The following is a 13,726-nucleotide window of genomic DNA, read 5'->3' as shown; positions in this document are numbered from 1 at the left end:
CTCGACGGAGGGGCGCAGCGCGACGTTGCCCGACTGCCACCGGTCCGCGAGGGTCGGCCGCAGTGGTCTGGCCAGCTGTGTCATGATTCCGCGGCCCCGCAGCTCGACGCTTCGGCCCAACACCCACCTCGCGGCTTCGGGCGCGTCCGCGTTGCGGATCGCCGCCGCCGACGCCAGCACGTGCCCCTGCTCCGACTTGGCCAGGGTGGTCAACCGTGCGGCCTCGTTGACCGGGTCGCCGATCACGGTGTACTCGAAGCGCTTGGCGTGCCCGATGTGGCCGGCGATCACGGTGCCGTAGGAGACCCCGATGCCCGCCGACAGCGGGGAGAGACCCGCGAGCTGGCTCTGTAGGGCGCGGGCGGCCCGCAGCGCCCGCCCCGCCTCGTTCTCGACCTCCAGAGGCGCGCCGAAGACGGCGAGGAGTGCATCACCCTGGAACTTGTTGATGTAGCCGCCGTTGGAGTCGACGGCCTCCACCGCGATGCGGAAGAACTCGTTGAGCACGGCGACGACCTCGGCCGGCTCGTGTGCGGCGGCGAACTCCGTCGAACCGGTGAGGTCGACGAAGAGCACCGCGACCTGCTTCTCCTGGCCCCCGAGCTCCGTCCCGCGTTCGAGTGCGTGGCGGGCGACCTCCTCGCCGACGTAGCGACCGAAGAGGTCCTGGATCGCCTCGCGCTCCTGGAGTCCGGTCACCATCTCGTTGAAGCCCTGGCCCAGTCGGCCGATTTCGGAACTGTCGTAGATCGTGACGCGGGCCTCCAGATCGCCCTTCTTGACCCGCCCGACGCCCGCCTGCATCTCGCGGACGGGATCCGCGATGGAGTCCGAGACCAGGCCCATGCCTATCGCGCCCGCGATCACGGCGACGCTGGCCATCACCGCGAGGGCGACGAGGATGTGTCCCGGGTCGTCGCCGAACAACCCGACCCACTGCCCGGTGAGGATCAGCAGGATCCCGGCGACGGGGATGACGGTGGTGAGAGCCCAGCCCAGGAAGATGCGACGACGGACCCCCGGGACGTGCCTGTTGGCGGGGACGCCCCGAGCGAGGGCGCGGACGGTGATCGGCCGCATGATCCGCTCGGCCTGGAGGTAGGAGATGAGGCAGGTGGTGGTCCCGCCGAGGATGCTCGTCACGCCCACGACCAGGGCGAGTCGGGGGGAGTGGCCCACGTTGGCGACGACGAAGACGACCGTGCCGAGCAGCCACATGGTGCCGGAGATGAGCGCCTGGTGGAACGGGAGCTTCAGGGCCCGGTTGCGGATCGCCCCGCCGAACTCCTCACCCGAGCGGTCGACCCGGAGGACCGGGAGCAGGAGCAACGTCGAGGCGATGACCCCGCCGATGAAGGCGAGCACCAGGTAACCGATGAACAGGTACTGGTTGAGGAACCGGAACTGCTCCAGGTCGAGGAAGCGGTCCATCGGCAGGACGAAGCGCAGGAACGCGAAGACGAACACCGCGCCGATGATGTTGGCCTGCACCATCGTGAGGGCGTAGACGGGCCAGGGGGTGGCCCACAGCCACCGGAACAGCCTGACCCATCGCTCCATTGGGCCAAGGGTAGTCCCAGCCCCCGTCACGGGCCCGGAGGTGTGACGGACTGCGGCGATATGGTGGGGCCATGCCAGGGGTGTTCGATCGGTTGGCCGGTCAGGCCGACGTCGTGGGGGAGTTGACCGCTGCGGCGTCGGCCGCGCGTGCGCGGGTCCCCGGCCAGGGGTGGGATGAGGCGGACGCGCGAATGGTCCACGCGTGGCTGTTCACCGGCCCGCCGGGCAGTGGACGGAGCGTCGCCGCCACGTGTTTCGCCGCCGCGTTGCAGTGCGAGCACCCGGAGGTCGTGGGCTGTGGGGAGTGCCGGTCCTGTCACACCGTCCTGGCGGGGACCCACGCGGATGTCCACCTCCTGGCGCCGCAGGGGGTCAACATCCTCCTCAAGGACGTCAAGGAGACCATCCACCGCGCCGCCAGCCGGCCCAGCACCGGGCGCTGGCAGATCGTCGTGGTGGAGGAGGCGGACCGGCTCACCGAGCAGTCCGGTAACGCCCTGCTCAAGGTGGTGGAGGAGCCGCCGAGCCGCACGGTCTTCCTGTTGTGCTCGCCCACGACGGATCCGATGGACATCATGGTCACACTGCGGTCCCGCTCGAGGAACGTCGCCCTGCGTCAACCCGACGCGGCCGCCGTCGAGGCCGCGCTCCTCGCCGATGGGGGGATCGATCCGGAACGGGCGAGGTGGGCGGCGGCCGTCTCCTCCGGTCACATCGGCCGCGCGAGGTGGTTGGCCACCGACGAGGCCACGCGTGAACGCCGCGACGTGGTGTTGGAACTGCCCATGGTCATGCACAACCCCGGCCGGGCCTTTCCGCTGGCGGACCGGTTGGTCAGCGCGGCCGAGCAGGAGGCGCTGGCCCGGAACACCCCGAACGACGAGCGTGAAGTGGAGGAACTGCGCACCGCGATGGGTGTGGGCGGGACCGGGAAGGGCGCCGTCGCGGCGGGGCGGGGCGCCGCGGGGGCCGTCAAGGAGTTGGAGAAGGCGCAGAAGTCGCGGCGGACACGCTCCACCCGCGACTCTCTCGACCTCGCCTTGGTCGACCTCGCGGGCTTCTACCGGGACGCGCTCATGGCCGGACTCGGCGTCGCGGACGTCGCCCCGGTGCACCCGGACAAGGCCGAGGAGTCGGCGCGCCTCGGGGGTCACTATCCGCCGGCGTCCGTGCTGGGGGCCATCGAGGCCATCCAGGAGTGTCGCGCGGCCATCGAGGTCAACGTCAAGCCGAAGTTCGCGGTCTCGTCGATGGTGGGGGCCATCCGGGAGGCGTTGGGCTGAGGCGGCAGGGGGAGACGCGCGGCTGCGGACGGGGCGGCCACCACGGGGGGCCAGGCGTTTTCCGACCGTGCGGGCCGGTCATATATAGTTGCCTCGCCCCACAAGGGCTCGCCGCGTTAGCTCAGTCGGTAGAGCATTTCACTCGTAATGAAAAGGTCGTCGGTTCGATTCCGACACGCGGCTCAGAACCACGAACGCCCCTGATCCCGGGAAGCTGGGTCGGGGGCGTTCTGTGCTAATGGCCCTTCGATGCGAACGCTCCCGCTTCCCCTAAGTGGATTTCGGCAGTCTTCGGTGCCCGCACGACCCTGGTCCCGGTTTCGCTCTTTATCCATCACCCGTCGCTGCAGGTCGATGGGGCGCGATCGGCAAGCCTTTGAGCCAGAACAGTCGGATTGCAGCTCCCAACGTTGACAGTGACTCACATCACTCAGTAGGGTCGGCCTGGTCCGGCACGTATATACATAATTCGTTCCCCAGGTAAGGAAACTCATGGTTCAGTTTCTTCGACTCGGGAAGGGTGGTCCGCTGTGGTGCGGCGCCCCTCCCCGTGGGCGGCAGACGGTCCGCCGCCGCCCCCTCTCTCGGACGTGCCTTGCCGGTGTCCTAAGTGCGTCACTCGCCTTCGTCACGGGTTGCTCGGCAGTGTCAGGCGACGATCATCTGACGCTGAGGATCGGGGACAGCTTCTCCGCAACCCATCCGATCGGGCGCAGCGGCACCGCGATATTCATGGAGACACTGGAGGCGAAGGGGCCGGACGCCGGGATGGAGATCGAGTACTACGCGTCGGGCCAGCTCGGAAAGCAGCGCGACATGCCGGCCGTACTACGGACCGGAATCGCGCAGATCGCAGCAGTTTCGCCGGCGTACGTCGGTACGCAGCTGCCGCTGTCGAATGTCGGCGACCTACCCGGTTTCACCCAGGATCCGTGCATCGGGGGGGACGCCATGCTGGAGATCATGCAACCGGGCTCCACCCTCTTCGAGGCCGAACTCGCGCCGCAGGACGTCCGACCGCTGTGGGTCGCGTATATCCCGGGTTACGAGGCGATGTCCGGGTCGTTCCCCGTCGACTCTATGGAATCCCTGCACGGCAAGATCATGCGCTCGACCGGCGGCGCGGCAGACCGCGTCGTGGACCGGGCCGGCGCTGCCGGCGTCTCCATGCCGTTGGGCGACATGTACGAGGCGATCTCCCGCGGCACGGTCGAAGGCACCCTCGCGAGTCCCATCAGCATCACTCCGTACAGCCTCGAAGAAGTGATCTCGTACTCGACCGACGGTGCCAGGCTCGGCTCCTTCACCGTCACCTACTCGGTGTCCAACACGGTGTGGAACCAGATGACCTTGGAACAGCAGGACGTGCTCACCGAGGCATCCGAACTCGCCCAGGTGGCGGTGTGCGAGGAGCTCGTCGTCTCGGTGGATGAGTCGAAGCAGGACATGCGCGACGCAGGTGTGGAGATGGTGGAGGTCACCGACGCACAACGCCCCGAGTGGGACGCGTTGTCCATACCCGTCCGTGAGGCGTGGATCAACGATCTGGAGAGCATCGGGCTACCGGCCGCACAGGTGCTCGAGGACTTCCACGCCGCGCTCGACCGCGCCGAGGCCAAGCACGGGGGCGAGCGCTCATGACCAGCCATGTCCCCGAGGTGATCGTCCCCCGGCGGGGTTCGACCCCGGCACTCCGGACCGTCTTCGGGTACATCACCGAGGATCATCCGAGACTCGACAAGATCCAGAACGGCATCTCCGCAGGGTGCGCCACCATCGCGGGTGCGGCGATCGTGGTCATGGCCGGGCTCACCGCTCTCGAGGTATTCACCAGGACCGTGTTCGACTCCCCGCTCGGGTGGAACGTCGGGTTTGTCGAGCAGTACCTGATGATGGCCGTCGCGTTCTTCGGCACCGTCACGGCGTACCGCGCCGGTGCGCACGTGGCCGTGGTGACGATCTTCGAGCGGACCCCGCCGGTCGTCCGGAAGATCCTTCTGATCCTCACCTACCTCATCATCCTCACCGGCCTGGTCCTGCTCACGTACTCGGGCGCCCGAGCGGCGCACTTCTCGTTCGTCACCAGCGAAATGCCCCCGCCGGGCATGGCCGAGCTCTCATGGCCCACGTGGTGGTGGAAGTCGATCATCCCGGTCGCCTCCGTTCTCGGGTTCGTCGTCGTCGTCATCGATCTGTTCCGCGAGCTCACCGCGCCGTTGACGAAGGTCGTCACGGACTACGAGCCCGGTCTGGGCGTTCTCCAGGAAGAGGGCTGACATGACTGCGTTGGCGATCACCGCACTACTGCTCCTGCTGATCCTGGTCCGCGTCCCCGTCTCGTTCGCGATTCTCGGTGCCGGCGTGGTCGGACTGTTCGTCCTCGGCGGCGGCAACGTCGTTGACGGGGTGATGCAGACCGTTCCCGCGACCTCGGTGATGAGCTACTCGCTGTCCGCGGTCCCGCTGTTCATTCTCATGGCGCACCTGCTCATGCTGTCTGGGTTGCTCGATTCGCTCTTCGACGCCGCACGCGCGCTGGTCGGTCGCATCCGCGGGGGAACGGCGGTCGCCTCTATCGGCGCCGGCACCGCCTTCGCCTCGGTGTCCGGCTCGTCTACCGCGGCGGCCGCCACCCTCGCCCAGACCTCCACGCTCAAGATGATCGATCAGGGGTACAGCCCCAGGACCGCCAGTGGGTTGGTGGCCGTGGTCGGCACGTTGGCCGCGATGATCCCGCCCTCGATCATCCTGGTGTTCTACGCGATCACTGCCGAGGTGAGCGTCGGAGACCAGCTCATTGCCGGTGCCATGCCAGGCATCATCATCGCCCTCGGACTCGTGGTGACGCTCTACATCACGATGCTGCACGATCCGGCCTCCGTGCCCCGCGGCGAGCCGTCGACCTGGGGGGAGAAGGGACGGGCACTGATCACCGCGGCTCCGCTTGTGTTCGTGTTCGTCGCGGTCGTGGGGTCCATCTTCCTGGGCGTGGCGACACCCACCGAGGCCGCGGCCCTGGGCAGCGTGGCCGCGCTGATCCTGGTGATCGCGCGTAAGCGGTTCACCCTGGTCGCTGTCGGCCACACCCTGGTGGAGACCACCAAGTCGACGGCGATGATCTTCGCGATCATCATCGGCGCGCACGTTTTCGGCCACTTCCTCACCGAGACCCGCGTGACGCCCACGCTGGTCGCGTGGGTGGGCGAACTCGCCGTCCCCGCCCTCGCGATCATGATGGTCATCGGCATCGTCTACGTGGTGCTCGGGTTCTTCATGGACCAGATCGCCATTATCGCGCTCACGGTCCCGGTGGTCCTCCCCTTGGTCGTCGCGCTCGGTTACGACCCGATCTGGTTCGGGATCTTCATGGTGCTCCTCGCCGAGGTCGGCCTGGTCACCCCGCCGATGGGTCTCAACGCCTTCGTCGTTGCCCGTTCCGCGTCTCAACGGGTCGAGGAGGTGTTCCGGGGGGCGTTCCCCTATGTGATCGCGATGCTCGTGATCGCCGTGATCTTCCTCCTGTTCCCCCAGATCGTCCTGTGGGTCCCGGAATCCCTGTAGGGCTTGAGAGTAGAACGTGACGCGACTCCACCACTTCCGGCCGAACTGGTCGACCGACAGAAAGTTGGACTGAGATGACCTCAACCGAACCCCTCCTCGTCGAGCGTGAGGGCCACGTCGAAACGTGGACCCTCAACCTGCCCGACAGCCGGAATCCGATCTCGGATCCGTCGGTCGTCGAGGCGCTCTGCGCGCGTGTTGCAGGTGTCAACGCCGACCATGACGTCCGGGCCGTTGTGCTCACCGGTGCAGGAAAGGCGTTCTCCGCCGGTGGCAACGTCAAGGACATGGTTGACCGGGGCGGCATGTTCGGTGGTAGCCCGTACGAACTCCGTGACGGGTATCGCGGCGGCATCCAGCGCATCCCCCGCGCGCTCTATCACTGCGAGGTCCCCGTCGTGGCGGCCGTCAACGGACCCGCGGTCGGCGCCGGCTGCGACCTGGCGATGATGTGCGATCTCCGGGTCGCCTCCACCCGTTCGTTCTTCGCCGAGAGTTTCGTGCAGCTGGGCATCATCCCCGGGGACGGTGGAGCCTGGCTGCTCACCAAGGCGATCGGCCCGATGCGCGCTGCCGAGATGGCACTCACTGGAGATCGGGTATCAGCGGAAAAGGCCCTCGAGTGGGGGATGGTCAACGAGGTGGCCGAACCGGACCAGCTCCTCGAGGCGGCGCGCGCCCTCGCGGCCCGGGTGGCCAAGAATCCGCCGCATTCAATTCGGATGGCCAAGAAGTTGCTTCGCGAGTCACAGCACCAGTCCCTGGAGTCGCTGCTTGAGCTCTCGGCGGCGATGCAGTCCATCGCGCACCACACCCGGGATCACCGGGAAGCGCTCAGCGCGTTTATCGAGAAGCGCGCCGGGGACTACGCGGGGCAATGACATAGATCGGGGGAGTGGTGGCCGGGTGGTCGCCACTCCCGCGCGTCAGCGCAGACCCCACTCGTGGGCGTGGCGCATACAGGTTGCCACGAGGTCGTCACCGCGTTCAGCGATCACGTCGGCACGGCCAATGACACCGACGGTCGCGATGGTGCGGCCCCGTTCACGGAGAGCCACCGACACTCCGTCACCGCCATCGAGGGCAACCCGTGGGGCCACACAGACTCCTGTTTCCCGCAGCTCATCGAGTGATCGCAAGAACTTTTCGACGATTTCGGCCTCATGCGCCGGCCGAGTGTTCAAGTAGGCCCAAATATCGCGACGTTCGCGGTCGGCGAGCAGGAGCCATCCTGCGGAGGTGCGCAGCAGCGAACGGCGGAGACGGTTCTCCGCGATGTAGGCGTAGTGGGGGTCCGAGGACACGTGGTCGACGTAGAAGAGGTCGTCGCCGACATCGGTCGACAAGGCTGTGGTGAGACCGGTCTCGGCGTGGAGCGCCTCGAGCTGAGCCCGGCTGACGTTGGTCACGGGAGGTCGGCCGGCGATCACGTTGAGGAGATAGGGGGCCGTGCCCAGCGTGTAGACGCGGTCACGTTCATCCAGATAGCCCACCGCGACGAGTCCGTTCAGCAGACCCTGCGTGGAGCTCACGGGCGCGTCGAGGGCTTTGGCGACGCCGGTGAGAGTCAGTCCGGTCTGAGAGCGTGCGATGAGCTCCATGATCGCGGCCACCCGGTCCACCATCCGGTGGCGGGGCCGCTCCGGGACCTTCTCCACCATCGGACTCGCGCGCGGTCGGTCCTCGTGGTCGGTATCGGGTTCCGTCATGGCGTAAGGGTAGCGCCACCGTCCGGAGGCGGTGGGTCCTCTCGGCCGCTCGGCCATGAATGGTGCTACGAAAGTGCGTATAGTAATCCGCTATTGCGTAATTATCGGGGATGTGCGACTGTGGCGTGGTGACACGGATCACCAGATGCCCGAGGAGGCCCCATGAGTTCCACTCTTGCCCCGCCCACTACTGCGGCCACCGAGGCGATGACCAGCGTGCGCGCGGAGGTCAGGACCTTTCTCTCTGAGGAGATCTCGGCCGGGCGGCTGACTCCGTGGATCGACACCTGGCTCACCCGCTGGGACGAGGGCTTCACGCGGCGCCTCGCCGAGCGAGGGTGGGTGGGTATGACCATCCCCACCGAATACGGCGGTCGCGGCAGGACCCATCTCGAGCGATTCGCGGTCACCGAGGAGCTCCTGTCGGTGGGAGCTCCCGTCGCCGCGCAGTGGGTCGCCGATCGTCAGATCGCCCCGTCGCTGCTGCACTACGGAACCGAGGAGCAGAAGCAGGAGTACCTCCCCCGAATTGCCGCCGGGGAATGCTGCTTCGGTATCGGCATGAGCGAGCCCGATTCGGGATCGGACCTGGCAAGCGTGCGGACCAAGGGGGTCCGCGTGGACGGCGGCTGGCAGGTCACGGGGACCAAGGTGTGGACCTCAGGGGCGCAGCACGCCGAGGCCTTCTTCGCCCTCGCCCGCACCGAGCCCCTCGACACTTCTCACCGGCATGACGGCTTGAGCCAGTTCATCGTGGACCTGCGCAGCCCCGGGGTGACCATCCGGCCCATCTTCTCCCTCTCCGGTGATCACCACTTCAACGAGGTCGTGCTGGAAGAGGTGTTTGTACCGGATTCGATGGTGTTCGGCAGCATCGGTAACGGCTGGGACCAGGTGAACTCGGAGTTGGCGTTCGAACGCAGCGGCCCAGAGCGTTTCCTGTCCTCGTTCCGGTTACTGGCCGCGGAGATCGGCGCGATCTCCGAGGGCAGTCTTCCCGAGCGAACCGACCTCGGCCGCACCGTCGCCCGCATGGCCGGGCTCCACGCACTGAGTCAGAACGTCGCGGGTGCGCTCCAGCGGGGAGAGAAAGCCGACACCACAGCGGCACTCGTCAAGCTACTCGGCACCTCCACGGAGGGTGACCTGGTCGATCACGTCTCGACGCGGATCGGTGACGAGTTCGTGGCCGGTGATGGCACTCGGTCACCCGCTTCAGCCGAGATTCACGGTCTGCTCCGGGCAGGCCTTCACCAGCGCCCGGGGTTCACCCTGCGCGGCGGTACCAACGAGATTCTGCGCGGCGTGATCGCGCGGGGACTGGGGATGCGATGACCGAGCACCAGGCGACCGGGTCGGGGGTCGATCTCAGCGTCGACCCCGTTCTCGAGTCCATGATCGATGAGGTCCTGTCCGGGTTCTCAGGTCCGGATGTCGACCCGGACCACGAGCGGGTGTGGCGGACGCTGCGTGAGGTCGGACTCGCCCGGCTCACCGCACCCGAAGACTCCGGCGGGAGCGGCGCCGGGTGGGTCGAAGCGGCTGCGGTACTACGTGCCGCCGCCGCGGCCGGTGTCGCGGTGCCCTTCGCCGAAACCGACCTGTTGGCGGGACCACTCCGCCGTGCGGCGGGCATCGACGACTCGTCCGACTCCACTGCGACCGTGGCGGTCCTCGCTGCGGACGGGACGGCTCGCTCAGTCCCCTGGGCCGGGGCCACCGACACCATCGTGTGCGTTCGGCGCACGGGCGACGGGGGTTGGGAGGCGGCCGACATCGAGACCGCGGATCTGACCGTGAAGGCGGTGGAGGCGATCTCCGCCATTCCGACCGGTGACGTCACGGCGGGGGGTGAGGCGCGGTGGGCCTCCGTGGCCGAGACGGTGATCCTCGGCCACGTGATGCGGGGTGCCCTGGTGCGTTCCCTCCAGTGCATCGGCGCGATGGAGGGGATGCTCGATCTTGCCATCGCCCACACCACCGAGCGCAACCAGTTCGGTCGGGCACTGGCGAAGTTCCAGTCGGTCCAGAACCTCGTCGTCGATCTCGCCGCGGAGACCGTCCTGGCCCGGGCGGCCGTCGACGCCGCGCTCACCGATGCGGTGACTGAGGGGCTCACCGGCGACCGCTCCGTCTTCCGCATGGCCGTCGCGCGGAGTGTCGTCTCCCAGGCGTTGGCGGTGGCGGTGCGCAACGTCCACCAGGTCCACGGAGCAATCGGGACCACCCACGAGCACACCCTGCACCGGCGGACCCTGCCGGCGTTGCAGTGGCGCGGCGAGTTCGGGTCGGCGTCCCTGTGGGAGGCCGCGCTCACCCGTTCGGCGATCGAGGGCGGTATGGACGGAGCATGGCCCCTCGTCGTCGAGGGTGCCGATGTGGAAGGCGTCGCGGCCGCGTGGCTGGAATCCGTCACCGGATCCTGACCGGTCCGCCACATGATCCCGCCACTGGGCCGGCTGTTCATCGCGGCAGTACTCATCAACGGCGCATACGACGCCGTGCGGGTGGCGGTCTCGTACCGCGTCCTGGCCCTCGGCGGAGATGCTGCGATGGTGGGCGTGGTCGCCGCGACGTTCTCGATCCTGCCGGTGTTCCTGGCTCTGCACTTCGGGCGGTTCGTCGACCGCTCGGGGAGCCGGGGAATGTTCCTCGTGGGCATCGCGCTATCGGCCGCTGCGGTCACGGGCGCGGCGGTGTCCCCGTCCGTCGCGGTGTTGGCGGCGGTGAACGCCGCTCTGGGTCTGGGGCAGATCATGACGATGATCGGTGCGCAGGGTTTCGTCATGGAACTCACGGTCAGGTCTCGGCACGTCAACGGATTCGCCATGTTCGCCCTCGCGGTCTCGCTCGGACAGTCGGTCGGCACGCCGGTCATGGGCGTGCTCCTCGAGTCGGGGCGGACGGGCGGCTCCGTGGAGACCGGTATCCCACTGCTGGTCATGGCGGCGGCGATCGCGCTCGCTCTGCCCTTCGCGGCGAGCCTCCCACGGTCGACCCGGGCGGGAGGATCCAACCGGCGGAACGGAGGTGCCTCGATGGCGACCCTGCTCCGGCGCCCCGGCATGACCCCTGCGATCTACGCTGCCCTGGTCGTGATCGCCGGGATCGACATCATCACCGCCTACCTCCCCGTCATCGGCGAGGCCACCGGCTTGAGTCCGCTGGTCGTGACTCTCCTCGTCGCACTGAGATCCGTGTTCTCCATGATCTCTCGGGCGGCGATGCCGTGGTTCCTCCGACGGTGGACACAAACGGCGATCCTCAGGCTCACCCCGGTGGTCACGGCGCCCGCCGCCCTCGTCCTCGGGGTGACCGGCGAGGTCGTGATCCTCGGCCTCGCCCTCTCGATCATCGGCTTCTTCTGGGGCCTGAACCAGCCGGTCACCATGAACTGGGTGACCGCCGCGGCTCCGGAAGGCGACCGATCCGCAGCGCTCTCCCTGCGGCTGACCGGTAATCGGGCGGCCCAGGTGGTCCTCCCCATCGGAGCGGGTGCGGTCGCGGGCGTCGCCGGGCCGGGGAGCGTGTTCTTCCTCGTCTGCGCGGTTACCGCTGCCTCGGCGGTCTCGACTTCCGTCTCTCTCGCCCGGCGTCCCGTCGCCGAACTCGGAACTGTGGGGCCGCGACACTCACGCGGGCCCATCTGACCACTGACCCTTCTGACCCCACTGACCCTTCTGAACCGCCCGACCGCGAGCCGGGGCGCTACCGGCCCCACGACCCCACTCCGACAACAGGAAGTTGACCACCCCATGACCACCTCCACACCCGATCACGCCGACGATGGTCTCCCTCCCCGGACCGGTGCCCTCACCGACATCCGCGTCGTGGATCTGTCGCGGGTCCTCGCCGGGCCGTTCTGTGGACAGATCCTGGCTGACCACGGCGCCGACGTGATCAAGGTAGAGGCGCCGGGCGGAGACGAGATCCGCGAATGGGGCCCGCCCTTCGTTCCCGAAGGCCACAGCGCGTACTTCGACGGGCTCAACCGCAACAAGCGGAACATCAGTCTCGATCTGCGCAGCGACGAGGGGCAGTCGGTCCTCGCGAGGCTTCTCGACGACGCCGACGTGCTCATCGAGAACTTCAAGGCCGGCACCCTGGCGAAATGGGGATTCGGCGACGACGAGCTCGCCGAGCGCTTCCCGCGTCTGGTCCACTGCCGCATCACCGGTTACGGGGTGGACGGACCGCTCGGCGGCGCACCCGGGTACGACGCGGTCCTCCAGGGGCTCTCGGGGCTGATGAGTATCAACGGCGAGCCCGACGGTGCGGCAATGCGGATCGGGATCCCACTGGTGGACATCGTCACCAGTCTCAACGCGATGAGTGGCATCCTCATGTCGCTACACGTGCGGGCCACGACCGGGCGCGGCCAGCTGGTCGATCTGGCCCTGCTCGACAACGCGGTCTCGATCCTTCACCCGCACGCAGGTAAGTGGTTCGCCACGGGCGAGGCCCCGGTGCGCACCGGTGTGGCGCACCCGACCATCTGTCCGTACGAGACCTTCACCTGCTCGGACGGTCCCTTTTTCATCGGGGCCGGCAACGATCGTCAGTTCCGGGCGCTGGCGGAGGCGTTGGACGCGCCCGCGCTGGTCGACGACCCCCGGTTCCTCACCAATCCGGACCGTCTGGGCCACTCGGAGGAGCTGCGCGCGATCCTCGGTGGTCTCGTCGCGGGTCTCCGGCGAGACGACCTGACGAATCGACTCCGTGCGGTGGGAGTTCCCTCCGGGGCTGTGAACCACGTGGGCGAGGCGCTGTCCATGCCCCAGGTGCTGCACCGCGAGATGGTCGTCGAGCGCGACGGATACCGCAGCGTCGGCATCCCGATCAAGCTGTCCGACACACCGGGATCCGTGCGGTTCGGTCCCCGCCCCCACGGTGCGGACACGGAGTCAGTGTTGGCGGAGCTGGGAGTCGATCGGACCGCGCCCACCGAGCCCGGCGGCCGCTGCCCGGAGGGACACAATCTCGGTACGCTCGGTCAGTAGTACCGAGAAAGGTCGACCCGTGGAATTCCTCCTCATCGCCGCAGTGATCGCGGTGGCCGTCGCGGTGGTCTCCCGTAGCCAGAACAACGGTCAGACGCAGCTCCAGGCGCACGACAACCGCCATCTCGAGGACCATCGTGCCGAGGCCTCGCGCTGGGTCGAGCGCCTCGGTGGTCAGGTGTTCAACCTCGACGGCACCGACGAGGCCTCGAAGCAGGCCATGGCCGATGCGTCCGAGCGCTACACCGCGGCCGTGACCGAACTCGAGAACGCCCGCACGCCGGTCCAGGCGCGGTTGGCCAAGGACACCGCGATCGAGGGGCTGTACTACGTGCGTGCCGCCCGGTCGGCGATGGGCCTGGACCCCGGCCCGGAGCTGCCCACGACCGACGGTCAGGAACGCGCCGGCCGGGTGACCGAGGACCGGACCGTCGAGGTCGAGGGTCGCACGATGACCGCCGCGACCGGGCCGAGCGACAAGACCCCGCACTACTACCCCGGCGGTGTGGTCGCCGGACGGCCGGTGCCGGCCGGCTGGTATTCCGAGCCGTGGTGGGCCTCCGCGCTGGCGACGGGCGTGTGGATGATGGGCTCGATGATGATGTTCAACATG

Annotated in this window: 12 protein-coding genes and 1 tRNA gene; 11 read left to right on the top strand and 2 right to left on the bottom strand. The window is 68.1% G+C overall.

Features of this window, described 5'->3' with window-relative positions:
• The coding region (locus G6019_RS06085; protein ID WP_182627209.1) for an adenylate/guanylate cyclase domain-containing protein at window positions 1–1,560 on the bottom strand (1,560 nt) is incomplete at its 3' end.
• Window positions 1,561–1,631: 71 nt separating this feature from the next.
• Between G6019_RS06085 and G6019_RS06080 the strand changes: the two genes are divergently transcribed.
• From G6019_RS06080 to G6019_RS06055, 6 genes are all read left to right on the top strand, one after another.
• Entirely contained in the window at window positions 1,632–2,843 is a 1,212-nt protein-coding gene (locus tag G6019_RS06080; RefSeq protein ID WP_182612918.1) for a DNA polymerase III subunit delta', read from the top strand.
• Between the two features lie 110 nt (window positions 2,844–2,953).
• A tRNA-Thr gene (locus G6019_RS06075) sits at window positions 2,954–3,026 on the top strand.
• A 462-nt stretch (window positions 3,027–3,488) separates the two neighbouring features.
• The gene (locus G6019_RS06070; RefSeq protein WP_182612917.1) at window positions 3,489–4,484 is read left to right on the top strand and encodes a TRAP transporter substrate-binding protein; all 996 of its coding nucleotides are present in this window, start codon (window positions 3,489–3,491) and stop codon (window positions 4,482–4,484) included.
• Window positions 4,481–5,119 carry a TRAP transporter small permease gene (locus G6019_RS06065; RefSeq protein WP_182612916.1) on the top strand — a complete coding sequence of 213 codons (639 nt, stop codon included), beginning with the start codon at window positions 4,481–4,483 and terminating at the stop codon, window positions 5,117–5,119. Before G6019_RS06070 ends, G6019_RS06065 begins: the two co-directional genes overlap by 4 nt.
• A gap of 1 nt (window position 5,120) precedes the next feature.
• Window positions 5,121–6,404 (top strand): TRAP transporter large permease, encoded by a 1,284-nt coding sequence (locus tag G6019_RS06060; RefSeq protein ID WP_182612915.1) that lies wholly within the window; start codon window positions 5,121–5,123, stop codon window positions 6,402–6,404.
• Window positions 6,405–6,478: 74 nt separating this feature from the next.
• Window positions 6,479–7,285, top strand: a complete 807-nt coding sequence (locus tag G6019_RS06055; protein ID WP_182612914.1) for a crotonase/enoyl-CoA hydratase family protein — start codon at window positions 6,479–6,481, stop codon at window positions 7,283–7,285.
• 45 nt (window positions 7,286–7,330) lie between these two features.
• On the opposite strand, the gene G6019_RS06050 is transcribed toward G6019_RS06055, so the two are convergent.
• Entirely contained in the window at window positions 7,331–8,029 is a 699-nt protein-coding gene (locus G6019_RS06050; RefSeq protein WP_182612921.1) for an IclR family transcriptional regulator, read from the bottom strand.
• A gap of 246 nt (window positions 8,030–8,275) precedes the next feature.
• Here G6019_RS06050 and G6019_RS06045 point away from each other — a divergent pair, with 246 nt between their 5' ends.
• The 5 genes from G6019_RS06045 to G6019_RS06025 all read left to right on the top strand — a co-directional run.
• Complete coding sequence (locus G6019_RS06045) at window positions 8,276–9,448, top strand: acyl-CoA dehydrogenase family protein (protein ID WP_182612913.1); 1,173 nt, start codon at window positions 8,276–8,278, stop codon at window positions 9,446–9,448.
• Entirely contained in the window at window positions 9,445–10,539 is a 1,095-nt protein-coding gene (locus tag G6019_RS06040; protein ID WP_182612912.1) for an acyl-CoA dehydrogenase family protein, read from the top strand. Before G6019_RS06045 ends, G6019_RS06040 begins: the two co-directional genes overlap by 4 nt.
• 12 nt (window positions 10,540–10,551) lie before the next feature.
• The gene (locus G6019_RS06035; protein WP_182612911.1) at window positions 10,552–11,763 is read left to right on the top strand and encodes an MFS transporter; all 1,212 of its coding nucleotides are present in this window, start codon (window positions 10,552–10,554) and stop codon (window positions 11,761–11,763) included.
• A 105-nt stretch (window positions 11,764–11,868) separates the two neighbouring features.
• Complete coding sequence (locus G6019_RS06030) at window positions 11,869–13,113, top strand: CaiB/BaiF CoA transferase family protein (RefSeq protein ID WP_182612910.1); 1,245 nt, start codon at window positions 11,869–11,871, stop codon at window positions 13,111–13,113.
• Between the two features lie 19 nt (window positions 13,114–13,132).
• Window positions 13,133–13,726: DUF1542 domain-containing protein (locus tag G6019_RS06025; protein WP_182627207.1), on the top strand; the 594-nt coding region annotated here is incomplete at its 3' end.

Source organism: Dietzia sp. DQ12-76, assembly GCF_014145045.1.
GTDB lineage: Bacteria > Actinomycetota > Actinomycetes > Mycobacteriales > Mycobacteriaceae > Dietzia.
The sequence above is the reverse complement of the archived record's forward strand: the minus strand, read 5'-3'. Positions and strand labels throughout refer to the sequence as shown.

Coding starts and splice junctions, on each gene's coding strand:
- G6019_RS06080 (WP_182612918.1), top strand. CDS start 1,632: ATGCCAGGGGTGTTCGATCGGTTGGCCGGTCAGGCCGACGTCGTGGGG.
- G6019_RS06065 (WP_182612916.1), top strand. CDS start 4,481: ATGACCAGCCATGTCCCCGAGGTGATCGTCCCCCGGCGGGGTTCGACC.
- G6019_RS06060 (WP_182612915.1), top strand. CDS start 5,121: ATGACTGCGTTGGCGATCACCGCACTACTGCTCCTGCTGATCCTGGTC.
- G6019_RS06055 (WP_182612914.1), top strand. CDS start 6,479: ATGACCTCAACCGAACCCCTCCTCGTCGAGCGTGAGGGCCACGTCGAA.
- G6019_RS06050 (WP_182612921.1), bottom strand. CDS start 8,029: ATGGTGGACCGGGTGGCCGCGATCATGGAGCTCATCGCACGCTCTCAG.
- G6019_RS06045 (WP_182612913.1), top strand. CDS start 8,276: ATGAGTTCCACTCTTGCCCCGCCCACTACTGCGGCCACCGAGGCGATG.
- G6019_RS06040 (WP_182612912.1), top strand. CDS start 9,445: ATGACCGAGCACCAGGCGACCGGGTCGGGGGTCGATCTCAGCGTCGAC.
- G6019_RS06035 (WP_182612911.1), top strand. CDS start 10,552: ATGATCCCGCCACTGGGCCGGCTGTTCATCGCGGCAGTACTCATCAAC.
- G6019_RS06030 (WP_182612910.1), top strand. CDS start 11,869: ATGACCACCTCCACACCCGATCACGCCGACGATGGTCTCCCTCCCCGG.